Here is a 22,910-nt window from a genome sequence, read left to right as displayed (position 1 = left end):
AAATCAACAAAAAATGAGGGCGTAGAGTGTTTTCTTCTATAAGCATTTACCATCAATCAACATTTTCTCAAACTCAGGTGCAGGTAATGGTGGACTAAAGAAATAACCTTGTACCTGATCGCAACTATTATCTTTTAACAACTGAATCTGCTCGGCAGTCTCGACACCTTCAGCGATAACTTGCAATGACAAACTATGAGCAAGATCAATGATAGCTAGGGAAATCGTCGCATCATGCCGATCTGTGGTGATGTCTTGAATAAAACAGCGATCAATCTTCAGAGTATTGACGGGAAAGTGTTTAAGGTAGCTTAGAGAAGAATAGCCTGTGCCAAAATCATCGATCGCTATTTTTACGCCAATCGCCTGTAATTGAGAGAGCACCTGAATTGTAAACTCGGCATTTTGCATAATGATACTTTCAGTAAGCTCAAGTTCTAAATGCTCTGGTTCAGTCCCAGTTTCTTGTAAAACCTTACTGATTAGTTCAATTAGATTGTTGTCTGGTCGAAAATGTTGACCAGATAGATTAACTGCCACAAATCCGTAATTTATGCCAGAATTGCGCCATAATCGCATTTGTTCACATACTGAATAGAGGATTACCTCACTCAAACGGAGAATTAGTCCTGTTTGTTCAGCAACGGGGATAAACTTGCTTGGCATAATAATCCCTAAATCTGGATGTTGCCATCTGGCTAAGGCTTCTGCACCGACAATTTGCCCAGATTGGAGATCCACTAGAGGCTGATAAAAAACCCGCAGTTCATTGCGATCAATGGCGCGATGCAGGCTATTGGCTAACGCCATATATTCTGAAGATTGTGCATTCAGGTCTGAACTGTAGAGTTTATAGCTATTCCTGCCATGATTTTTGGCGTAATACATTGCTAATTCAGCATTTTTGATTAATCCTTCTACCTCTTGATGATCTTCAGGAAAAATAGTGATGCCAATACTACTAGTAATAAAAACCTCATGTCCATATAGATTGTAAGGGCGACTTAATAAATCTAATATTTTTTGGGTTTCCATTTTGATACTAGTCGGATCTTTGATATCAGAAATGATCAGTGCAAATTCGTCTCCCTGTATTCTCGCCACCATATCGCATGGAGCTGTATAGCGCTTTAGTCGTTCGGCGATCGCTTTAAATAATTGATCGCCGATATCATTGCCAAGCGTGTTGTTAATGATATTAAAGTTGTCCATATCCAGAAACAACAAAGCTAGAGATTTGTTATTAATCTTGGCGTGTAATACAGCTTGGCTCAGTGATTCATGAAAAAGAATGCGATTTGGTAGTTGAGTCAAACCATCGTGATGAGATAAATATTCAAATCTTTCTCCCACGGCTTTGATTTCATCATAGTAATGCTCTCTAACAGAGTTGTACTTTTGCAATCGTGAGGCGATCGCACCTAACAATTCCGTAGAGGTAAACGGCTTAGTAAGATAGTCATCTGCTCCTAGTTGCATCGCTTGACGCATATCCGCTTTTTCGGTCATCGCCGTCAGAAATATAAACGGAATCATTGACGTTTTTGGCTCTTTTCGCAGTGCAACCAGGGTTCCATAGCCATCTAGTTCTGGCATAGCTATGTCACAGATAATCAAATTTGGCAAATAGGTTTTGGCGATTTGGACACCAACAACTCCATTCTCTGCCCCCAGTACATCAAAACCTTCATAGGAGAGAGTCTCCATGATTTCTTCGCGCAAAGCTTCTACATCTTCGATGACTAGAATTGTGGTCATAATTGCATCTATTCCTTTAGGTAAGGCAGTTTTACCTTTACTGTTGTTCCCTTGTTTTCAACACTATTAAGTTGAATTGTTCCCCCAAGAATATCCACTGAATTTTTGATAATTGCCATCCCCAATCCAGTGCCTATGATCATACCAACATTATGAGCACGATAAAAATGTTCAAAAATCTTTTCTTGATCAATTAGAGGGATACCGATTCCTTGATCTTGAAACTCTAACAGAAGTTTTGGTACGTGATCGCTAGTTAATGAAATAGTAAACTTGACTTCACTGGCATTAGGTGAATACTTAATTGCATTTGACAATAAATTGGAAATGATTTGCCTAAAGAATTTAGGGTCAATTGTTACTTTTGAAGGAACATTTATATTTTTAAAAATAACTTGATGTTTACCATTTCCTAGCAACTTAGTTTGCTCAATAATTTCCAGACAGAAATCTTCAAGATTAATCTCTTCTAACTGCAACTCAAATCTTCCTGATTCAGTTTTGCCAATGATTAATACCTCTTCTAAAAGGTTAGTCATGCCTTTAACTTCACGTTGAATTTTATCAATTCTCTCTAGTTTTTTCTCATCTGACATTTTATGCCCATAGTTTCGCAATAAATCACTTGCAGTCTGGATCGTAGCTAGTGGTGTGCGAAATTCATGGGACGCTCTAGAGATAAATTGGGATTTGAGTTCGTTTAACTCTTTCTCCTTAAGCAAAGCTCTTTCCAGTTGGCTAAGACTTTGTTCGAGTTGCTGAGTGCGATCTGCAACTTGCCGTTCTAGATTTTTGTTGAGATCTTGGACTCTATCAAAGAGTTTTACCTGTTGAATGGCGATCGCTACATGGTTAGCCAACTGCCTTAGTAAATCAATTTCAAATTCTTCCCATTGGCGCGGCGCAAAGCATTGATGGGCAATTAATAAGCCCCATAATGTGTCACCAAAAGAAATAGGAACTACAATATTTGCTTTTACTTGAAAACATTGCAGCAGATCTTTGTGACAAGGACTTAAATCAGCAAGATCTACATCATTTATACTTGAGATTGATCGATTTTGATATTTCCGTACATAATCTTGATTAAAGCATGAATCATTAATCATTTTTCCAAGAATGGATAATACTGGCGCATTAATGGCTTCAACAACAAATGCACCACTCCAATCCTCTTGAAACTGATAAATAACCACTCGATCAATACGTAGTAATTCTTGAGCTTCTTTAACAGTAATTGCTAGGATTTGATCGAGATTTAACTCGCATTGAATTTTAAGTAGAATTGCATTTAATAAGCGTTCTCTTTCACCTTGATAGCGTAGTTGGGTCTCAACTTTTTTACGCTCAGTAATATCGTAATAGCTACTCAAATACATCCGTTTGCCTTTATATGCCATTAATCTTGTAGAAACTAAAACATCTTTAAATGTGCCATCACGATGACAAATGCGCGTTTCGACCGTCATTGCTTGCCCAGTTTCTTGTAAGTGCTGCAATCGTTGCAAAGCTTTGTCATGTTCAGCACGATCAGGATACAGGAAAGTTGTAAAATCATGGCTGGCATTTGCTTCTGCAAAGGTATATCCTGTAAGGATTTCCATCCCAGCATTGAAAATTGCGAAGTAGCCTGAATCATCACTAAAGGTAATCCCTTCTTTGATCGATGTTAGGACTGTCCGCAACCGCTCTTCGCTTTCGAGTAATCTTTGAGTTGATTTGACCTGATCGGTAATGTCAGTTTGAATGCCAATGTAGTTAGTCAGTTCGCCATGATCGTTAAATACTGGCGCAATATACAAATCATTCCAAAATGGTGTGCCGTCTTTACGGTAGTTAAGTAAGACGGCATGACATTCTCGCTTTTCTTGAATTGCTTTGCGTAAATCTAAAAGTCCGATTTGATTGCGATCGCCTCCTTGCAAAAAGCGACAGTCACGTCCTAGCACTTCAGCTGCACTGTAACCTGTAATCCTCTCAAAACTAGGATTCACATAAATCATCGGATTATTGGGCTGAGTCGCATCGGTAATTACGATTCCGTTAGAGCTTGCAGCGATCGCCCGTTCGCGTAATTGTAGTGATTCTTCTACCCGCTTCCGTTCTGAAACATCTCGCAATGAGGCAACCACATAGACTCTACGATCTTCATCCATAGCCTCAGACACACGCATTTCTGCCGAGGTAGTACTACCTCGGTTGAGAATATCGATATCTGTGCTTTCTCCTGCAACTACAGGTAGCCCAAAAGTCTCGCCGATAATATCATCAGATTTGCAACCAAATAGGTTCTCTGCTGATTGATTGACGTAGCGGACAATACCCTCATGATCAACTACTACAAAGGCATCAGACACTTCGCTTACTAAATGACCGAATTTTTTTTGATTAAACTCTTTAACTTGTGATTTAGATAATTCTACGGTAGTAATATCTTGGCAAGTACCAACAATCTGTTTTGAATGATCATTTCCATCAATCTTGAGGGATAGGGAAATTGATAATAGTCGATTGGTCACCAAATCAAGTTTTGTCTCAAACACAACAACTTGCTGCGTTTCTAAGCACTGACTAACATGCTCATTCAATAACTGAGCAAATTCTAATGGTAAACATTCTTTTGGCTGCAAGCCAACTAGATCGACTGTTTGGTCGATACTACGCTCCCCAAAAACAAGATGACCAAAGATAAGATTGGCGCTTGCAAACCGTAATATAAACGCTGCATGATCTTGATCATTGACATCTGAAGTCTGCAAGTTTGACTCATTTGACTCAATAGTCAAAATAAAAATACCGCATTGAACATAATCTAGGATATTTTGCATAGTTGCCATTGACCAAATATCACAACTATTAACTTATCGTTTAACTTACCGTTAAGGTTTCTGCAAAAACTCTTTGGGGGGACGACGAAGCCTTGCAACGTCGCCAAAAGACAGTTAAAAACTGCGAGCTACTAACCTAATACCTAAACACAAAGTAGCTTAGCTATTCTGTGTTTTAAAAACCCTTACTGAACCTGATTTTTAATTCATAAAAGTGTAGTTACACTTTTATGAATTGGTATAAAACATAGAGACTATAGTTCAGGCTTCATGGCTCAACTATAATTGCGATCGCTATACCTTTATATTAATTATTTATGAATTTAACGCTTTCCGTTCCTTCCATCGGTTGCGCTAGTTGTATTGAAACTATTACCAAAGCAATCCAAGCTGTTGACGCATCGGCAATAGTTACAGGTGACTCTACAACTAAGTCTTTAGATGTAGAAAGTCAATTAACTGAAGTCAAAATCCGAGAACTAATCGTGATCGCAGGTCATAAAGTAGCTTAAAAGTAGAAGCCGTGAAAATCACGGCTTCTACTTTTAAAGATCGCAATATTCACCTTTGGGGGCGTTAAAATCCCCTGACTTACCCCCACTCTTATGTATCAACCTTGTATTTGAGATAATCATTGTCTTTTCGAGAGACTTTGCCATATCGTAAAGGGTTAGAGCCGCGATCGTGGCAGCAGTCATCGCTTCCATTTCTACACCAGTTTCCGCCTTAGTTTTGACCTCAGCCTCAATCTGATAACCAGGAATATTTTCATCTAGTAGGATTTTGACATCCACACTAGTTAGATTCACAGGATGACACATGGGGATCAAACTCGCTGTTTGTTTCGCAGCCATAATTCCTGCTAGTTTTGCTGTACCTAACACATCTCCCTTTTTTACATTCCCTGCTTGGATCGCGTCCAATGTTGTTGTTTTCATAGATATTTCGCAAACAGCGATTGCCCGTCTTACCGTTTGCGGTTTATGAGTCACATCCACCATCTGAGCATTACCACTTTGATCAAGATGAGCGAGTGACTGAAGAATATCCGTATCCATAAAAACTTTGCCGAAATTAGCTCAATAATATAAAAAACAAGGCTGCGAAGAGTTTAATTATGACTAGTCATTGCTAACCATTTAGACGTAACTAGACTCTTCTCCTATTCCTAGAGTGTTTTACGAATGCGTGCGTACTTATTCGTAAAACAAAAAACAACTACAGTAAGGGTTTGTGTTTTCGTTTAGCCGTTGGCAAAATGAAAACCTCTACAATACAAAAGTTTACCCGAATTATGACTGAGACTGTAAAGATTGAGCTTTATGCCAATAATCTTGATGAAACTCAAGTGATCGCCACTAAACTAGCGCAAATTGTTGCCGCAGGAACAATTATTCTGCTCGAAGGCAATCTCGGCAGTGGCAAAACCACTTTTATGCAAGCCTTTGGTCGCGCACTTGGCATTAGCACTACAATCACGAGTCCAACATTTACTCTAATTGATGAATATACTGAAGGTCGCCTGCCACTTTATCACATTGATCTTTATCGACTAGAGCCTCCTCAAGTTCCCAGCCTGCATTTAGAAGAATATTGGCGAGGTGAGGACTTTCCCCTTGGCGTAGTAGCGATCGAATGGGCTAGTAAACTGCTTACCATCCCACCCAAGCATCTTAAGATTAATCTCTCAATACCAAAGCAATCTCCTGAGAAACAATCCCCCAAACTTGAGCCATCTCTACACGAAGACGAAGAATTTCTGGAGTCTTTACCCGAAGAACGCTTAATTCAACTGATCGCTCAAGGTTCACCATATGTTGAAATGCTGAGCCAAGTCCGATTTTAATAATTATCAGTGCCTATGGCACTGGTAATTATTAGTCTTTATCTGGGGAGTCTGACCTATCAGCAGCTTCACCACTACCCTTCACTTCATCTTGAAACCCACGCAAAGCTTGTCCCACACTGCGACCAATTTCAGGGATACGCTTTGCCCCAAAAATTGCCACACCCACAAGCGAAATCACAATTACCTCTGGCCAGCCAATTCCAAACATTTCTCTTAGATCTCCTCAAATGCATCTGCTATGCTTTTATTCTGCACGCAAATGTCAAATAAACGTAGCTAAAAACTAATGGACTCAACCATTACTTGGACACTTGGCAGCACTGATCCTGATGCTGAAGCCAATCTTGCCCGCATTGCCCAATGGTGGACATCTCTTGCAGGTCAAGAAATTATCTGGCAACAACGCCCCTTAACTGAAAATAGCGATCGCAATGCGATCGACTGGAACAAACAATCTCTCGACGAAACCTTTGCAATTCAAACACCAAGCTTACGAGGTATCACTCTCTATTGGTATAAGCCCAATAGCCCCGACGAACGCAACATCTCCGTCGGCTATCTCCAACTCGATTTATTTAATCAACAGCTAGACATCCTGCCATCTTCAGGTCGTAGCTACCAACTCCGCATCACCCTACCTAAAATCGTCTATCAAAAAATTCAAGTCACCGATCCACAGTTTGGTAGCATCATTCAACCTAATGGTGACGCAGTATTACTATTTCGTGACGAAAAACAACGCTTAGAAATTCAAATTGCTTTAAGCGCCGTGAATGTCGATTTACTTAAACAAAAACTTTCATCTTGAAATAATTAAGAATCTATAGCTATAGCCACCTGTAAACCCAAACGCAAAGATTGTGAGGCAGCGCTTCGCGCCGCCTCACAATCTTTGCGTTTGGGTTTTGGTATTATGTGCTAACAAGAATGGCGACAGCTGTAAATGAAATTTACTAAAAGGTAGATCAAGATTCAAAATCTTTGTCTAGATGCTTCCACATGGCAACCCTATAAACATTAATAAAGTAAGACATGTTTTTATAAAATCTAGCCTATGATTTGTGCATATTTGGCAAACAAACTTGGCTAAGGGTAAATCTATGACACCTCAAGAACTCCCACCTCCGATTAGTCCTCGTCAGATGGATATGCTTCGGGCTGTAGCAGCAATGGCTTGGGCTGATGGCAAACTTGAGCCTGATGAAATTCGGCTGATGCTTGATGAATTTGCAATGTTATTTGCCAAAACTGAAACAGACCGTAGCAATCTCAAAACTCGTCTTAAAGATTACTTAGGTCAAAATATTCCTCTAGAAGAAGTCATCCCAAACATCAAAAGTATCGAAGATCGGAAAATGACTCTCAGACTTGGCTACCAAGTGATCCAATCGAGTCGGCGCAGTCCTGATGAACCCATGATCAACCTTGATGAAGCAGCAGCTTATCAAAGATTAGTTAGGATCTTAGACCTCCCACCAGAAGTTGTTGCTGACATTGAAGCCTCGATCGCTCCTACTGAAGAAACTCACCCCAACGGAATTATTAAATCTCTTGCTTCAAGGCTACACAAATTACTTGGGAACGCAAATTAATTTAGGTAAGTCCCACTTGGATAGATACTGTTGTCCTAATTTATAGATCCTTACACTTCTTGCACTAATGCTCTGAGCAAACAGCATATAGCTGTCGCCAAGTGTAAAACCCAAGAATTGATTGACGGCGCAGAGCGCTGCCAATCAATTCTTGGGTTTTGATTTGTCCTGAGACAAGTGGCTATAGCTATATTTGTTAAAAGTGTTTAATAAAAACCTTTTAACAAGTATTTTATGGGTTACTTATTCATAAATTGCTTTAGATTTGGCTTCTAAATTAATTAAAATAACTAAGTCATTGTGCTGATCTGCAATACCTATCGTTACAAACTCGGATAGAGTGATTACTTACAGCAAATCTTTTAAGAGCTACGAGCAGCCACTATGCGGGATGGAACTGATCTTCAGCAAAAAATTATGTCTGCCCCATTCTTTGTGGGGTTACCTGATGAAGCCGTAATTCGGGCAACAGCCCACATGGTCACGCGCAGTCATCCAGCCGATCAGGTAATTTTGCTAGAAAATGACTGGGGCAACTCGGTTTATTTCATCTTGGAAGGCTGGGCAAAAATTCGCACCTATAATCTCGATGGGAAAGAAATCACCCTAAATATTCTCGGATTTGGCGAGATGTTTGGCGAAATGGCTCCACTCGATCAAGTCCCGCGATCAACTGACGTGATTACACTCACGCCCACAACTATCGGCAGCCTGCCAGCTTCAGATTTTGTACATTTGATTGAAACAGAGCCAACCGCAGGAATACATTTAGCAAGACTGATGGCAAAGCGCCTACGTCAAGTTAATCGACGTTTACGCTTACGCGAGGCAGATAGTACTTCTCGTGTTGCTGATGTCTTGCTTTTTCTAGCTGAAGGACAAGGGACAAAAGTCAGTGGTGGCTTAGAAATACCCAATTTGCCCCATCGGGAACTTAGTAGTCTCAGTGGTTTAGCCAGAGAGACAGTAACCCGTGTATTGGGCAAACTAGAACGCAAAAATTTGATTCAGCGTATTCCTGATCGCGATGTGTTGTGTATCCTCAACCCTGAAGGATTAGAAGCCCTGATGGTTTAAATCAAATGGTTTAAATCAAAATGTGACGCGAATCAGCACCTTTTGATCTGTTATTATTAGGCTCGTTATTTGGTAGGTAAGAAGTATAAATGCTGAATCCAGTTGATTTCAGCGGTAGACCTTTTCATTTTGTGGGTATTGGCGGGATCGGTATGTCGGCGATCGCCTATATCTTAGCGAAGCAAGGATTTACGGTGTCTGGCTCAGATCTTAGTAGCAATCGCATCACTCAAAAGCTACAGGATCTTGGTGTAAAAACTTTTCAAGGGCATCATGCAGACAACATCGATCTAGCAAATGCTCCCCAAGTTGTCTGTTCGACTGCAATCAATCAGCAAAACCCCGAGTTTCAGGTAGCTCTAGCTAATGGCTTGCCAATTTTGCATCGTTCTGATTTATTAGCCGCTTTGATCGAACAATTTCAGGCAATTTCAGTTGCAGGCACACATGGCAAAACGACGACCAGTAGCTTAGTAGGATTTTTACTGCTCAAAGGCGGAATCGATCCAAGTATTATCATTGGCGGCGAAGTTAGTGCTTGGCAAGGAAATGCCCGTTTAGGCAATGGTAAATACCTAGTTGCAGAGGCTGATGAATCCGATGGCACCTTAGTGAAATTTTTATCTCACATTGGCATTATTACCAATATTGAGTTAGACCATCCTGATCATTACCACAACCTTGAACAGGTCATTGAAATTTTTCAGACTTTTGCAAAACGTTGTGAAGTTGTCGTTGGCTCTATTGATTGCCCAACGGTAAAAGAGCATATTAGTTTGGATATAACCTATAGTTTGACTGATCCTTTGGCAGACTATACGGTAACTGAGGTGCAGTACTCGCCATCAGATACACAAGCCTTGGTGGTTGAACGGGGCAAACCTTTGGGGCAAATTTCATTAGGGCTTCTCGGTAAACATAACCTCAGTAATGCGCTAGCCGCGATTGCTGTGGCACGTTATGTGGGCGTTGAATGGCAAGCGATCGCTGAGGCTTTACCTGATTTTGTCGGTGCTAGCCGCCGCTTTGAGAGCAAAGGCGTGCAGAACGGGATTACTTTTGTCGATGACTATGCCCATCATCCCAGTGAAATTATTGCCACGCTTGCCTCAGCCAGACAACAAAATACTACTAGTCGGGTAGTTGCCATCTTTCAGCCCCATCGTTACAGCCGTACCCATCGATTTTTATCAGAATTTAGCCAATCCTTTACCGATGCAGACATGGTGATTGTCACCGATATCTATGCTGCCAGTGAAGTTAACGATGGCAAGATTACTGGCGCACAAGTTGCCGAGGCGATCGCTGCTGTGCGCGATCAAGTGCATTATTTGCCAACCCTCAAAGATGTCCAAGCATTTTTAGTCAAAAAACTGCAATCTGGAGATCTTGCCGTATTTCTCGGTGCTGGCAATCTCAATCAGGCGATCGCACCAACAATGAAAGAAATGGAGGAATCGCAAATCAATTCCTCTACTAATTAGTTTTACTCCCAAGCTGATGTCACTCGATCTCCAAACCCAAATTCCAATTCGCTCAAATGTACCTCTGGCAGGGCTAACTTCGATGCGTGTCGGTGGCGCATCTGAATACTTTATTTCGCCTCGCACATCTACAGAACTAGCCGATAGTCTGACATGGGCAAGCGATCGCCACTTACCGATCACGATTATTGGCGCAGGGAGCAATCTCTTAATTAGCGATCATGGTTTAGCGGGTTTAGTGATCTGCACACGTCATCTACGCGGGATTGAGTTTGATGAGCAATCTGGACAGGTCACAGCCGCTTCAGGTGAACCTGTAGCACGTTTAGCCATGCAAGCGGCTAGTCGTGGTTGGTCAGGTTTTGAATGGGCGGTTGGCATCCCTGGAACTGTGGGTGGATTAGTAGTAATGAATGCGGGAGCACAGGGTGGCTGTGCGGCTGATTGTGTGGTATCAGTACAGACTGTTAGCTTGACTGGTGAATCTAAGCTAATTTATCCCCAAGACTTAGATTTCAGTTATCGCACATCGGCTTTACAAGCATCATCGCAACTAGTCACAGAGGCAACTTTCAAATTGCAGATTGGTGGTGATCCAGAGGCGATCGCTGCCGACACTGAGGCAAAGCTCAAAGTCAGGCATACTACGCAGCCCTATCACTTGCCTAACTGCGGTAGTGTTTTTCGTAATCCTTTACCCCAATTTGCAGCACGCCTTATCCAAGATGCTGGACTGAAAGGCTATCAAATTGGTAATGCTCAAGTCTCAGAACTACACGCTAATTTCATCGTTAATCTTGGCAGTGCAAAGGCTAACGATATTTTCAGTCTCATAGAACACATTAAAACAGTGATTAGCGATCGCTATGGTGTGGTACTGGAAACCGAAGTCAAAATGATCGGTCATTTCTAAATGTTTGGGGCTTGTTAGCGCTCGCATTTATCTATAGATAGATTTAAGATTTAACTATTTACATTACTCAATACATCCACTAACCTATTTATATAGGCGTAAGCTTATATATAAATTTTCATAACCTATTCATTCCCAACAAGGATTATTTGCAATCATGACAACAGCAGTACAAAGACGCGAAAGTGCGTCACTGTGGGATCAATTTTGCAACTGGATCACCAGCACCGACAACCGCCTCTATGTAGGCTGGTTCGGCGTAATCATGATCCCTTGCTTACTCGCAGCGACCATTTGCTTCGTAATCGCCTTCATCGCAGCACCACCTGTCGATATTGACGGTATCCGTGAACCAGTAGCAGGCTCCTTGCTATTCGGCAACAACATGATTTCCGGCGCAGTCGTACCATCCTCCAACGCGATTGGCCTGCACTTTTACCCCATTTGGGAAGCAGATAGCCTCGACGAATGGCTATACAACGGTGGTCCTTACCAATTGGTAATTTTCCACTTCTTGCTCGGAATTTTCTGCTACATGGGACGTGAATGGGAATTGTCATACCGCCTCGGTATGCGTCCATGGATCGCCGTAGCATACTCTGCCCCCGTAGCAGCAGCAACCGCAGTATTCTTGATCTACCCAATCGGACAAGGAAGCTTCTCTGACGGTATGCCTTTGGGAATCAGTGGTACATTCAACTTCATGATCGTATTCCAAGCAGAGCACAACATCTTGATGCACCCCTTCCACATGTTGGGCGTAGCAGGCGTGTTCGGCGGTTCCTTGTTCAGTGCAATGCACGGTTCATTGGTAACCAGCAGCTTGATTCGTGAAACCACCGAAAACGAAAGCCAAAACGCAGGCTACAAGTTCGGACAAGAAGAAGAAACCTACAACATCGTTGCAGCTCACGGCTACTTCGGACGCTTGATTTTCCAATATGCCAGCTTCAACAACAGCCGCAGCTTGCACTTCTTCTTGGCACTATGGCCAGTAGTTGGCATCTGGTTCACCGCATTGGGCGTAAGCACGATGGCATTCAACTTGAATGGATTCAACTTCAACCAATCGATTTCTGACAGCCAAGGACGTGTAGTACCATCTTGGGCAGACGTAATCAACCGCGCAAACTTGGGTATGGAAGTAATGCACGAGCGCAATGCTCACAACTTCCCTCTCGATTTGGCTGCTGTTGATGTTGCTCCTGTTGCTATGAGCGCTCCTTCTATCAATGGTTAATCTTCGAGATTGATTCTTTGAAATAGCTAGATAAAAAAGCCTCCTCTTTATTTTTAGAGGGGGCTTTTTTATAGCTAATAACCGCGCACACAATATTTGTAAAGTTTAATAATTGATTGGTAGCGCTATGTACTGCCAATCAATTATTGTTTTTTGATTTTTCTTAAGAAGTAACTGTAGCTATACAACACAAAATGACATAGCTATTTTGTGTTGGAGTATTACTATTGCTGAGCTTTTATTGCCTCTCATTTTGGCTAATTAATCAGTACCTAGTAATGTCTATGCAATGTCTATCTCATGTAAATTTATTGTACTTTTTGCGACTACAGTTAAAACTAAAAAATGCGAAAAATAGGTTCATTAAACCAAACTCATTAAACTAAGCATTTTTTGCTCGATTACTATTTTTTAACTATGCAACATCAACCGATTAAAGGATTTCGAGCCAGTTTTCTAGATGTGATCGCCGATCCATTCTATGCCCCAGAAGCTGATTGTATTCGTTACTTTACCGATGGTTTGCTGATAGTTGAAAATGGAAAAGTCAAAGATTTAGGTGACTATCAAGATCTGCAAGCTAAATATAAAGATATTCCGATTACAGAGTATCGCGATCGCCTAATTGTCTCAGGATTCATTGATACACATATTCATTTTCCACAGACAGAAATGATTGCTTCCTATGGCGAGCAGTTATTAGAATGGCTAAGTACCTATACATTCCCCACAGAACGGAAATTTGCTGATCGCAATTATGCCTCAAAGATAGCCTCTATCTTTCTTAATGAGCTACTGCGAAATGGAACTACAACCGCCTTGGTATTTACCGCAGTATTTCCACAATCTACGGATGCATTTTTTGAAGAAGCGCAGCGTCGTAATTTGCGGATGATTGCTGGCAAAGTAATGATGGATCGTAATGCTCCAGAATTTTTGAGAGACACAGCATTATCTTCTTATCTAGAAACTAAGCAGCTAATTGAGAAGTGGCACAAGTGCGATCGCTTACTTTACGCAGTCACGCCGAGATTTGCACTTACATCGACACCAGATCAACTAACTAATATCGGTAAACTTTTGCAGGAATTTCCTGATGTTTATTTACATACACATCTTTCAGAAAATGTGAAAGAAGTAGATGCGGTTATTGCTGAGTTTCCTGAAAGTGATGGTTATCTTGATGTCTATGATCAAGCTGGTTTAGTAGCTGAAAGATCTGTATTTGCTCATGGAGTCCAACTTACTGATCGCGAATTTGCAAGATTATCTGAAGCAAAAGCGGCAATCGCCTTTTGCCCAACTTCCAATCTATTTTTGGGGAGCGGACTATTCAAATTAGAGAAAGCAAAATCTTCAGAAACACCTGTAAAAGTCGGATTAGGAACCGATATAGGTGCGGGAACCAGTTTTTCAATCTTGAAAACAGCTAGTGCTGCCTATCAAGTTGCACAGTTACGATCGCAAAAATTATCAGCATTTCAAGCATTATTTTTGGCGACTTTGGGGGGAGCAAGAGCATTATGTCTTGAGGATAAATTGGGCAATTTTGAAATTGGCAAAGAAGCCGATTTTGTAGTACTAAATTTGCGCTCAACACCAATTATGGCATTAAGAAATCAATCTTCAGAAGAGATGGCAACCACACTTGATGAAATCTCCGATCAACTATTTGCGACGATCATTATGGGTGATGATCGAGCGATCTCGGCAACTTACATTATGGGTGAATTAGCTCATGCAGGTTGAAGGGCGCAATGCACTCTTCATTCTGCCTAAACCTGCATCAGTTCGACGAAATCGGAAAATGGTAAGAATCGCTAAGTGATTCTTACCATTTTCCGCCATTTGCGGCGTGCAAAGCACGCCGCAAATGGCTAAACTTAAGTTAAAACTCAGCACTCTGAGGACATCGAGGAAATGGAATTACATCCCGAATATTTCCCATGCCAGTGATGAACTGGACTAAACGTTCAAAGCCTAGTCCAAAGCCAGCATGAGGTACGGTTCCATAGCGACGTAGATCGAGATACCACCAATAGTCTTCAGGATTTAAACCGACACTACGAATTCTGGATTCCAAGATATCGAGACGCTCTTCACGCTGCGAACCGCCAATAATTTCACCTACACCTGGAGCGAGAATATCCATTGCTCTTACAGTTTGGCGATCACTTGCAGTATCCTCATTCACCCGCATATAAAATGCTTTGATTCCCAATGGATAATCCATCACGATCACGGGCTTTTGGAAATGTTCTTCTGCTAAAAATCGCTCATGTTCAGATTGGAGATCTAATCCCCATGACACAGGAAACTCAAAGGTTTTATTGCTCTTTTCGAGAATGGCGATCGCTTCTGTATAGGTAATTCGCTCAAATTTCTCATCAACAATTTTGCGTGCATTGGTCATTACTTGAGCATTTACCCGTTCTTGGAAAAACTCCATATCTTCAGGACAAGTTTCCAAAACATAATTGAAAATATATTTGAGAAAATCTTCGGCTAGATCTGCATCTCCTTCGAGATCGCAAAAAGCCATCTCTGGTTCAATCATCCAAAACTCGGCAAGGTGGCGCGAAGTATTCGAGTTCTCAGCCCTAAAAGTGGGACCAAAAGTATAGACGTTAGAAAAAGCAGTTGCCATAATTTCTGCTTCTAGTTGACCGCTGACTGTCAAAAAGGCTGGCTTCCCAAAAAAGTCCTGTGCAAAATCAACGGACTTACCTGCCGCAGCCACTTTATTTAAGTCAAAAGTAGTTACACCAAACATCTCGCCAGCACCTTCGCAATCACTAGCGGTAATGATTGGTGTATGTACCCATAAAAAACCACGTTCTTGAAAAAACTTATGAATTGCAAAGGCACAAGCATTTCTAACACGAAACACAGCACCAAACATATTTGTGCGTGGGCGCAAATGGGCGATGGTGCGAAGAAATTCGATTGAGTGACGTTTTTTCTGTAAAGGATAAGTCTCAGGATCAGCTATACCAAAAATAGCGATCACAGAGGCTTGCATTTCTACCCTTTGCCCTTTGCCCATGGACTCAACTAAAGTGCCAGATACCTCTACGGACGTGCCTGTAGTTATTTGCTTGATTAGCGTTGTGTAGTTATCAATCGTCTGCGGTAAAACTATTTGCAACCCATGTAGTGATGAACCATCATTTAGTTCTAAAAAAGTAATTTCCTTACCTTCGCGCTTTGTCCGCACCCAACCACGGACAATATAGGACTGACTAGTTAGACCGCTACGTAATAAGTCGATGATTCTTGCAGATGACATACGCTAGAAATAATTGCTAGAAACAACTGTGAGTAATTTGCAGAGGAATGAAACCAGCGATCGCATAGCTCAGGCAAGTATCCTAACATTTTGGCGTATGGTACTGTCAGAAATTTAAGATGTTCCCCTTTAGAAAAATCCCCTAAATATTCCTAAATATTATGTAGTCAGGCTCTTTGCCTAATCGAAAGGTAGTACTTGAGAAGTAAATACGCTATCTTAAAAAACCTTAGAATTAAATAAGTTCTAATCAATCGTATTCGAGCAACTAGCTCTGATACGCCATTTCTCGAATTAAGGGTAGACGATTGCTGATGTAGTTACTGAGATCATTTTGTTGATGGGAATCGAGCGAAGAGCGCTGTTGGACTTGGTCAACCAGCCAGCTCATCAGTCCATCATCATCCAGATTTAAAAGTAGATTTGGCTGCGCTTGGTTAACTGAGTCCCAGAAGAGGCGTATGATAGCAGGTGTCATGACAATTTACCTTAACCTTAATATTGTTCTAACATTTTATAGGTTAATACATTTGCTCGTTAGTACTGTCAAAAATCACACAAAATGAAATAAAAGACACCTCTCTTAAGATTGATTGATAAAAATTGATAAAAGTTGACCATCTTGATCAGTCAAATTGATCAAAAAATACAATTTATCAAAAAATACAAAATGCATCATTCATTTCATTACCCACCATTTCTTCGCTACAGAGGTATTTTTTATGGCTAGACAAGTAGAAATTTGGAATGATCGCGCTGAAATCGCCTCAAGAGCATTGTTATTATGTCAACTTGCCTATGATGAAGCAATCTCTAAAAATGAACGTTTTACCATCGTTGCCGCAGGTGGTAGTACACCTCGTGTTTTGTATGAACTCTTAGCAAGTAAAGGATGGGACTGGTCAAATGTACATGTTTTTTGGGGGGATGAGCGATATGTACCTGTCAGCGATCCACAAAGTAATGAAGGGATGACTCGCCAAGCATGGCTTAGTCATGTAGCTATTCCTGAGTCAAATATTCATGCAGTGCCAACTGATGCTCATGATCCTGTGATCGCTGCCGCAAAGTATGAACAGCATATTCAAGAATTTTTTGGTGTCAATAAAGGAGAATTTCCTAAATTCGATCTAATTTTGTTGGGAATGGGGGACGACGGGCATACAGCCTCGCTATTTCCACATACCAAGGCTCTTAAAGTTAGCGATCGCCTTGTAACCGTGGGTGAAAAAGATGGACAACCTCGAATCACCATGACTGTACCTTTGATTAATCAGGCGAAAGAGATTATTTTCATGATTGAAGGTGCTGCCAAGGCAAAAGCGTTAACTGCAGTGTTAGCGCCTCAAGGGGATGTCAACCAATATCCATCACGGTTGATTACTGGTAATACTATTTGGCTATGCGATCGCACAGCCATGAAATCTAAATAAATGTGAGTTTGATATAGCCATTTGTGGCGTGCAAAGCACAGCGCAAAGACACAAAATAGTAAGAATTGCTTTGCAATTCTTACTATTTTGTGTCTTTGCTGAACTGACATTAAATAATTACCAATAATATAAAAAGTGAGTGCGAAGCACTCAACTTTATAACAGCTAACTAAAAATTGTGCCTAAACTCAATTCTGAACAGTACGAGCGTCTCAGGCGTGAAGCCAAATCTCCCTATCGAGGTCTCCGCATATTTATCTACATCGCTTTTGCAGGATCGGGATTTATTGGCGCGGTTATCTTTTTTGCAAGATTAATTGCAGGCAATGGAGAGCTAGAAGCTAATTTAGGTAGCTTTGGACTACAGGTTGGAGTATTAGCTTTGATGCTATGGCTATACCGCATTGATCGCAGTAGAAAATGAAATTAGCCTGTATATAAAAAGAGAAAGATACGTTACTCAGCAACATCTCTTCTCAATGAATTCAGCAATTCTTACTATGAAAAGAATTTTGATATTTCCAGTATCAAATGTGCTGAAAACTCCAAAATTATTTTTTTGAAAGTCTCTCTTTAGCAGGTTTTCAAAAAAAATAATTTTTACTATGAGAATTGCTGCAATAAATCTGAACTTTTTTGTAAGTATTATGTCAATTGCTATAATGGCTGAATGATTTTAATTTTGATTTCTTTGCAATTTCCAAAAAATTTGCAATTAGTCTAAACTAATACTTTTCCATTTTAGAAACATTTCAATTTCATATTGGGTTTGGGACGGCTTGATATGCAAAGTTGCAAAAATGCAATAGAGGAGATGGTAATTGCAGAAATTGATTTACAAATCTCTCACTTACCGCAATACCGACGCGATCAGATTAATTTAAGTGAAGTCGCAGCCTATGCGCTTAATCGCCTACCACCGATGTATGCCACATCAAAAGTAGGATGGTTGAGGCAACGCAAAAAAGTTGCCACCGAAATGCGATCGCAAATTGAATCCGCAGTGCGTCGGGCGCTCGTAAGTGTTAAGCCTGACGCACTTAGAGACGCAAGACCCCTACCATCACAGGAGGTTGCTAGTCATGCGCGATCGCTTGCTGCACTCCAACAAATTTTAGGTGCAGAAAATGCCTCTTGGAAAGATATTCCTACGGCTCTAGAGAATGCCTTGATGACAGTTAAACTCAAAAGTGCAGTGAGCAACACCTATACAGTTATAGGTAAACGTGACGCAATTGCTGGTCGAGATGAGACTGCTTTGGGGCGCAAATCCCCAGAAATATCTTGGAAGGGTAGACAAATTAAAACATCTGTCAATCCTAGTCAGGATGAGCGACAAGCTAGAGATTTTCAAACCTACATGGTGGATGTCAATTATCAATTTAGTAATGTACTAGAAAAATTAGTATTGTCGCTTGCCTATCATCAAGTTCAGAAATTACACCCTGCGATCGCTGAAACAGTCGATCTAGGAGAGGCAACTGCTTACGTATTAAATCGATTGCCGCCAATGTATGCAACTTCAGAAAAAGGTTATAAAGCACTGAGGCTTAGGGCGAGAGAAGTATACGGCAAAGAAGTTGTTGCAGTTCTTAAAGAGGCGATCGCTGTTTGTGTAGAGTCTCCAAATTTAGAGAAAAAACCTCTACCTCTAGCACGTTTTGAGGCAGAACTGGAAGAATCACTGGAGCAAGTGAGTTGGATTTTGCAACGTGATGATATTAATTGGCGCAATGCTCCATTTATTGTTGAAGAATGTTTACATAAAGTAGTTAACAATGAAATGGAATGGCGTAAACGCAGTGATTACAACTATCCATATTCCACATAACCTCAGTTCAGGTTAACATCAGTTCGACGAAGCGGAAAATGGTAAGAATAGCTAAGTCTTACCATTTTCCGCCATTTGCGTCGTGCTTCGCACGACGCAAATGGCTATAACTCAAGGTCTAGCTAACTTCAAACTGTTTTTCTAGAGAGGGTTCGCGGCGCAAACCCTCTCTAGAAAAACAGTAAAAGCCTCGCTTAGCGAGGCTTTTACTGTTTTGGTTTTTAAAATTTTTTAGCTTATCCAGAACTCACGTTACATAGGGTGATGCTTCACTCCCTTAGTGGGGTATCACCACAATTATCTTGATGGACTATATTTCATGATCTGAGGTATTGATTGCTTGGAATTAATTAAGCTTGAATTGTTTACGTTATATTTGCCAATACATTTCTTCTTAGGATAACTTTCAATTACTTGATCCAACATTGCTAAACGCTCACGTAAGGCTTCTCTGTCATTAGGATTTACATCAATCCATTTGGTATATGCATCGAGAGCATCATACCAATACAGATTTTCCGCAAATATTCTCGCTTTTTCTAAATGCGTAGAAGCAGATTGCACTTTCTCCATGACTGAAGGATTACTTTCTCGCTTAATAATTGCTCTAATGTCTATTTGATTAGTAATATCGTTATTGTCTTGACCACTAGGTTGGATATAACGAATATGCCAACTATAGGTTTTATTTACTTCAAGAGAAGGTGCATTTGCTGGAAGCTCAAAGCGATATAGACCAGACTTGACTTTAGGAGTTACTTCTGACCGAGAACGAAAAATTGATTTTGCATTACGAGCAAAGCCATCTCGCACAAAAAAATCTACATAAAAATTATTGCTATAACTTACTTGCGTTGAATTTTTTGATGGTAATAATTTATGCTCGATATACCAATAAAAAGTTGGACGCTCTGAAAGTGTTCTTGCTCCGTCGTCTGGAGCAAGGAGATCGATAGAGACGAGATTAGCTAAATCTGCACATCTAACCTGTCCTACATAAGATTGATTTTGGACTACGCCTAAGCCATAAGAACTATTGCTTTTTGATTGTCCTACAACTTGTCCACACCAACTAATTGTGCCAAGGAATACTGTCACTAAGACTAATTTAGAAGATTGGGTAGGGTATTGGAATAGAGTTTGCCAAAGGTAAAGTTTCATCTTTACTTATTCCCTAATAGTAAATATTCATCATTTAAGTAACTAGGCATAAGTAAACTTAAAACTGTCTGCTGCATGGGTGGGACAGAGTTTGGATTTGGTTTGTAATTATGATTAGCTACTTACTAACTACTATTGGCAAATTATACCAATTTAAAACTTCTGTCTAGGTGAGTAGTCACAGTTAAATATAAACCTCAAGAACCTATACAGCCTCATAAGTAAGCTATACAGGTTTTAAGTTTATTGCTTAATTACGCCGAATTACTTAGATAAGTGTTTAGGATAATTAAGAGCCACATTTTGGATAGTGCAACGAAGTCATGCCATCAAAAATATTTCTTGATTTGACGGCAAAGCCCTTATATAGTTCCCGATCGCAGCTTAGTCCAAAGGTCTTTATATTGTGTAAGCGTTGACGGAGACAAAGGTGCGATCAATTCACTTTTAGTGAGAATATCCTGTGAGAAAAACTTGAGCGAATCAGCTTTGACGCTAGCAGGAACTTGATCTAATTCACTTGATGTACTAACTGCCTCAGTCAAAGATGTAATTTGGGCAGCTATCTCAGGTGTGAGACAAAAATTTATCCATTCAGTCGCGGCGAACGCCACTTCTCCTTTAGGAATTACCCAAATATCGCTCCAGAGTGCTGTGCCATTTTGGGGAATCACCACTTTGAGATTGGGGTTTTGCTTTTGGGCTTTGTGCATATCACTTGTCCAACCTACTGCTGCAAATGTATCGTCTGCTAATAGAGACTGCAAGTAATTATCAGAAGAGTAGGTTAAAACTTGTGCATTAAGGCTTTTTAGTTCTTGGGTCAGTGTAGCGAAAATATCTTGCCGTTCAACTAAGTTTTCTAGTTGATAGGATTGACCCATTTTTTTAAGAACTAGACCGATTACTTCACGGGCATCGTCTGGTAGTGATAGCTTTAGTTTTAATTCTGGTCTCCACAGGTCAGACCATTGAGTAATATTAAATTTTAGTTTGTCGCTACGGTAAGCGATCGCTGTTGCTCCCCAGCGATAGGGAATGCCCCACACTTGATTATTGCGCGTAACACTCTGTTGCCAAAGGGGGGATAGTTTTTGCCACTTCGGAATTTTTTCTAGTAGATTGGGAGTAATAGGTTGGATTAAAGAATTAGTGATCGCTTGATCTAGCCAACTATCACCAATACTGATGAGATGTGGTGATTTTTCTTTAGCGACATTAGGATAATTTTGTAGTTCTTGCCAAAGTTTTGAGGGGGCATTTTCAGCTTTAAATTCAACCTTTGTCTTGGAAGCAGATTCAAATTGATTGATAACTTTACTGGGTAAGGCTCCTAACAAACCTATAATCCGTAAGCGATCGCGCTGATCAAAAGGATTTGATAATTGACATCCCCCAAGAGTGGCGATCGCCGCCCCACTTAAAACTAAAAACTTACGTCTATCCATGACCTAATTTTATACCTATAGCCCATTAATAACAAAACACAAAACGGCGTAGCCATTTTGTGTTTTTGAAATCATTGCTGGGTTTGATTTTAAAGTTACAAAAATAAAGCGGCGCTTTGCGCCGCTTTGACTTATAAACAATTAAAAAAGGAGATTTGCTCCTTTTTTAATTGCTGAATTTTTACTTTACAAATGGACGCATTAGCAAATAACCAGCACCAAAAGAAGTCAGCACGATCGCTATGATCGTTGCAGTTAAGACCCAACCACTTAAGCCTGTAGACTCATTCGCCTCTTCCATCGACTCAGTACGAAGAGGTCGAGAAGATATTTCTTCACGAATCTCTAGCTTAGGCAAAACTTTTGTTTTTGGGGTCGATGTAGGAGCAGGGGCTTCAAAGGCTGCAAAAGAGCTATCGTAATATAGAGCTTCACTAGCCATTGAATCGCTATCAATGGGTTGTACTGGCTCAGTGGCAAGTTGTCTCGCCCTAGAAATTGCTTCTTGGATAGCGTTGGTTGTCTGCTGTACAGCAACTTTACGGGGACTGACCTGTGTGGGCTTCTCCGTAGGGCGAGGCTTAGCTACGGGAGGACGACCTTGAGGTTGAGGATTACTTCTTGATGGGGCAGGATTAATTTGTGAAGAAGCACGGATACCTGCTAACACATCAGTTAGCTTTGAGTCAGGTAAATTAGACTGTGTGAGAATTGCTTGTACTCGATCTGTGGCTTGGGCGATCGCTTCAAACTCTTGCAAAAGCATTTGGTTTTGCTTAGTTAGTTGCTCATTTTGCAACTGAAAAAAAGATAACTTTGCTTGAGTAGATTGCAACTCCGCAGCCAGTTCTCGATACACAGTCACAGGTACTGAGGCCTGATAACCAGATTGAGAGGTCTGATAACCAGAGTGAGAAGTTGTAGGTTTAAAGACTGGATTGGCTTGCATAGGCGACAGCACCGTAGACCGTAAAAATTTAGTCGAGACTATACCATATGATTTGCTA

The 22,910-nt window shown here is 40.7% G+C and carries 21 protein-coding genes; 12 read left to right on the top strand and 9 right to left on the bottom strand.

Annotated elements, in window-relative coordinates:
* Positions 1-36 precede the first annotated feature (36 nt).
* Positions 37-1,758: an EAL domain-containing response regulator gene (locus ABM313_RS02095; protein ID WP_434686052.1), complete on the bottom strand. Its 1,722-nt coding sequence runs from the start codon at positions 1,756-1,758 to the stop codon at positions 37-39.
* 8 nt (positions 1,759-1,766) lie between these two features.
* The gene (locus ABM313_RS02090) at positions 1,767-4,586 is read right to left on the bottom strand and encodes a PAS domain S-box protein (RefSeq protein ID WP_434686051.1); all 2,820 of its coding nucleotides are present in this window, start codon (positions 4,584-4,586) and stop codon (positions 1,767-1,769) included.
* A 317-nt stretch (positions 4,587-4,903) separates the two neighbouring features.
* Here ABM313_RS02090 and ABM313_RS02085 point away from each other — a divergent pair, with 317 nt between their 5' ends.
* Positions 4,904-5,098, top strand: coding sequence for a heavy-metal-associated domain-containing protein (locus tag ABM313_RS02085; RefSeq protein WP_434686050.1), 195 nt, complete (start codon positions 4,904-4,906; stop codon positions 5,096-5,098).
* Positions 5,099-5,131: 33 nt separating this feature from the next.
* On the opposite strand, the gene moaC is transcribed toward ABM313_RS02085, so the two are convergent.
* Positions 5,132-5,644, bottom strand: a complete 513-nt coding sequence (moaC, locus tag ABM313_RS02080; RefSeq protein ID WP_434686049.1) for a cyclic pyranopterin monophosphate synthase MoaC — start codon at positions 5,642-5,644, stop codon at positions 5,132-5,134.
* A gap of 236 nt (positions 5,645-5,880) precedes the next feature.
* Between moaC and tsaE the strand changes: the two genes are divergently transcribed.
* Entirely contained in the window at positions 5,881-6,432 is a 552-nt protein-coding gene (tsaE, locus tag ABM313_RS02075) for a tRNA (adenosine(37)-N6)-threonylcarbamoyltransferase complex ATPase subunit type 1 TsaE (protein WP_434686048.1), read from the top strand.
* Between the two features lie 31 nt (positions 6,433-6,463).
* On the opposite strand, the gene tatA is transcribed toward tsaE, so the two are convergent.
* Positions 6,464-6,643, bottom strand: a complete 180-nt coding sequence (gene tatA / locus ABM313_RS02070) for a twin-arginine translocase TatA/TatE family subunit (protein ID WP_434686047.1) — start codon at positions 6,641-6,643, stop codon at positions 6,464-6,466.
* Between the two features lie 78 nt (positions 6,644-6,721).
* Here tatA and ABM313_RS02065 point away from each other — a divergent pair, with 78 nt between their 5' ends.
* From ABM313_RS02065 to guaD, 7 genes are all read left to right on the top strand, one after another.
* The gene (locus ABM313_RS02065; RefSeq protein WP_434686046.1) at positions 6,722-7,243 is read left to right on the top strand and encodes a hypothetical protein; all 522 of its coding nucleotides are present in this window, start codon (positions 6,722-6,724) and stop codon (positions 7,241-7,243) included.
* 292 nt (positions 7,244-7,535) lie between these two features.
* On the top strand, positions 7,536-8,027 hold the full coding sequence (locus ABM313_RS02060) for a TerB family tellurite resistance protein (RefSeq protein WP_434686045.1): 492 nt from the start codon (positions 7,536-7,538) through the stop codon (positions 8,025-8,027).
* A 417-nt stretch (positions 8,028-8,444) separates the two neighbouring features.
* Positions 8,445-9,104, top strand: coding sequence for a Crp/Fnr family transcriptional regulator (locus ABM313_RS02055; RefSeq protein WP_434686044.1), 660 nt, complete (start codon positions 8,445-8,447; stop codon positions 9,102-9,104).
* 89 nt (positions 9,105-9,193) lie between these two features.
* Positions 9,194-10,588 carry a UDP-N-acetylmuramate--L-alanine ligase gene (gene murC / locus ABM313_RS02050; protein WP_434686043.1) on the top strand — a complete coding sequence of 465 codons (1,395 nt, stop codon included), beginning with the start codon at positions 9,194-9,196 and terminating at the stop codon, positions 10,586-10,588.
* Positions 10,589-10,604: 16 nt separating this feature from the next.
* A complete protein-coding gene (gene murB / locus ABM313_RS02045) occupies positions 10,605-11,501 on the top strand; it encodes a UDP-N-acetylmuramate dehydrogenase (protein ID WP_434686042.1) in 897 nt (298 codons plus the stop codon).
* A 157-nt stretch (positions 11,502-11,658) separates the two neighbouring features.
* Positions 11,659-12,741 carry a photosystem II q(b) protein gene (gene psbA / locus ABM313_RS02040; RefSeq protein WP_434686041.1) on the top strand — a complete coding sequence of 361 codons (1,083 nt, stop codon included), beginning with the start codon at positions 11,659-11,661 and terminating at the stop codon, positions 12,739-12,741.
* Between the two features lie 417 nt (positions 12,742-13,158).
* The gene (gene guaD / locus ABM313_RS02035) at positions 13,159-14,490 is read left to right on the top strand and encodes a guanine deaminase (protein ID WP_434686040.1); all 1,332 of its coding nucleotides are present in this window, start codon (positions 13,159-13,161) and stop codon (positions 14,488-14,490) included.
* A gap of 139 nt (positions 14,491-14,629) precedes the next feature.
* Here guaD and asnS read toward each other — a convergent pair whose 3' ends face one another.
* Both asnS and ABM313_RS02025 read right to left on the bottom strand, forming a co-directional pair.
* Complete coding sequence (gene asnS / locus ABM313_RS02030; RefSeq protein WP_434686039.1) at positions 14,630-16,030, bottom strand: asparagine--tRNA ligase; 1,401 nt, start codon at positions 16,028-16,030, stop codon at positions 14,630-14,632.
* A gap of 268 nt (positions 16,031-16,298) precedes the next feature.
* Positions 16,299-16,508: a hypothetical protein gene (locus tag ABM313_RS02025; protein WP_434686038.1), complete on the bottom strand. Its 210-nt coding sequence runs from the start codon at positions 16,506-16,508 to the stop codon at positions 16,299-16,301.
* Positions 16,509-16,752: 244 nt separating this feature from the next.
* On the opposite strand from ABM313_RS02025, the gene pgl reads away from it, so the two are divergent.
* From pgl to ABM313_RS02010, 3 genes are all read left to right on the top strand, one after another.
* On the top strand, positions 16,753-17,463 hold the full coding sequence (pgl, locus tag ABM313_RS02020; protein ID WP_434686037.1) for a 6-phosphogluconolactonase: 711 nt from the start codon (positions 16,753-16,755) through the stop codon (positions 17,461-17,463).
* A gap of 178 nt (positions 17,464-17,641) precedes the next feature.
* Entirely contained in the window at positions 17,642-17,887 is a 246-nt protein-coding gene (locus ABM313_RS02015; RefSeq protein ID WP_434686036.1) for a DUF3493 domain-containing protein, read from the top strand.
* Between the two features lie 360 nt (positions 17,888-18,247).
* Positions 18,248-19,294, top strand: a complete 1,047-nt coding sequence (locus ABM313_RS02010; RefSeq protein WP_434686035.1) for a late competence development ComFB family protein — start codon at positions 18,248-18,250, stop codon at positions 19,292-19,294.
* 297 nt (positions 19,295-19,591) lie between these two features.
* Here the strand turns inward: ABM313_RS02010 and ABM313_RS02005 are convergent, their stop codons facing one another.
* From ABM313_RS02005 to ABM313_RS01995, 3 genes are all read right to left on the bottom strand, one after another.
* The gene (locus ABM313_RS02005; protein ID WP_434686034.1) at positions 19,592-20,455 is read right to left on the bottom strand and encodes a DUF928 domain-containing protein; all 864 of its coding nucleotides are present in this window, start codon (positions 20,453-20,455) and stop codon (positions 19,592-19,594) included.
* Positions 20,456-20,817: 362 nt separating this feature from the next.
* Positions 20,818-21,903, bottom strand: coding sequence for an extracellular solute-binding protein (locus tag ABM313_RS02000; protein ID WP_434686033.1), 1,086 nt, complete (start codon positions 21,901-21,903; stop codon positions 20,818-20,820).
* Positions 21,904-22,084: 181 nt separating this feature from the next.
* Complete coding sequence (locus tag ABM313_RS01995; RefSeq protein ID WP_434686032.1) at positions 22,085-22,852, bottom strand: hypothetical protein; 768 nt, start codon at positions 22,850-22,852, stop codon at positions 22,085-22,087.
* Between the last annotated feature and the right edge of the window lie 58 nt (positions 22,853-22,910).

Origin of the sequence: Pseudanabaena minima str. Chao 2107, assembly GCF_051131155.1 — a bacterium.
Classification (GTDB): Bacteria; Cyanobacteriota; Cyanobacteriia; order Pseudanabaenales; family Pseudanabaenaceae; genus Pseudanabaena; species Pseudanabaena minima.
The sequence above is the reverse complement of the archived record's forward strand: the minus strand, read 5'-3'. Positions and strand labels throughout refer to the sequence as shown.

Excerpts from the sequence above, each read along its gene's own strand:
- ABM313_RS02055 (WP_434686044.1), top strand. The coding sequence starts at position 8,445 with ATGTCTGCCCCATTCTTTGTGGGGTTACCTGATGAAGCCGTAATTCGG.
- ABM313_RS02090 (WP_434686051.1), bottom strand. The coding sequence starts at position 4,586 with ATGCAAAATATCCTAGATTATGTTCAATGCGGTATTTTTATTTTGACT.
- ABM313_RS01995 (WP_434686032.1), bottom strand. The coding sequence starts at position 22,852 with ATGCAAGCCAATCCAGTCTTTAAACCTACAACTTCTCACTCTGGTTAT.
- pgl (WP_434686037.1), top strand. The coding sequence starts at position 16,753 with ATGGCTAGACAAGTAGAAATTTGGAATGATCGCGCTGAAATCGCCTCA.
- tsaE (WP_434686048.1), top strand. The coding sequence starts at position 5,881 with ATGACTGAGACTGTAAAGATTGAGCTTTATGCCAATAATCTTGATGAA.
- ABM313_RS02060 (WP_434686045.1), top strand. The coding sequence starts at position 7,536 with ATGACACCTCAAGAACTCCCACCTCCGATTAGTCCTCGTCAGATGGAT.
- asnS (WP_434686039.1), bottom strand. The coding sequence starts at position 16,030 with ATGTCATCTGCAAGAATCATCGACTTATTACGTAGCGGTCTAACTAGT.
- psbA (WP_434686041.1), top strand. The coding sequence starts at position 11,659 with ATGACAACAGCAGTACAAAGACGCGAAAGTGCGTCACTGTGGGATCAA.
- ABM313_RS02005 (WP_434686034.1), bottom strand. The coding sequence starts at position 20,455 with ATGAAACTTTACCTTTGGCAAACTCTATTCCAATACCCTACCCAATCT.
- ABM313_RS02010 (WP_434686035.1), top strand. The coding sequence starts at position 18,248 with ATGCAAAGTTGCAAAAATGCAATAGAGGAGATGGTAATTGCAGAAATT.
- ABM313_RS02025 (WP_434686038.1), bottom strand. The coding sequence starts at position 16,508 with ATGACACCTGCTATCATACGCCTCTTCTGGGACTCAGTTAACCAAGCG.
- ABM313_RS02065 (WP_434686046.1), top strand. The coding sequence starts at position 6,722 with ATGGACTCAACCATTACTTGGACACTTGGCAGCACTGATCCTGATGCT.
- ABM313_RS02000 (WP_434686033.1), bottom strand. The coding sequence starts at position 21,903 with ATGGATAGACGTAAGTTTTTAGTTTTAAGTGGGGCGGCGATCGCCACT.
- ABM313_RS02085 (WP_434686050.1), top strand. The coding sequence starts at position 4,904 with ATGAATTTAACGCTTTCCGTTCCTTCCATCGGTTGCGCTAGTTGTATT.
- murB (WP_434686042.1), top strand. The coding sequence starts at position 10,605 with ATGTCACTCGATCTCCAAACCCAAATTCCAATTCGCTCAAATGTACCT.
- tatA (WP_434686047.1), bottom strand. The coding sequence starts at position 6,643 with ATGTTTGGAATTGGCTGGCCAGAGGTAATTGTGATTTCGCTTGTGGGT.
- ABM313_RS02095 (WP_434686052.1), bottom strand. The coding sequence starts at position 1,758 with ATGACCACAATTCTAGTCATCGAAGATGTAGAAGCTTTGCGCGAAGAA.
- moaC (WP_434686049.1), bottom strand. The coding sequence starts at position 5,644 with ATGGATACGGATATTCTTCAGTCACTCGCTCATCTTGATCAAAGTGGT.
- guaD (WP_434686040.1), top strand. The coding sequence starts at position 13,159 with ATGCAACATCAACCGATTAAAGGATTTCGAGCCAGTTTTCTAGATGTG.
- murC (WP_434686043.1), top strand. The coding sequence starts at position 9,194 with ATGCTGAATCCAGTTGATTTCAGCGGTAGACCTTTTCATTTTGTGGGT.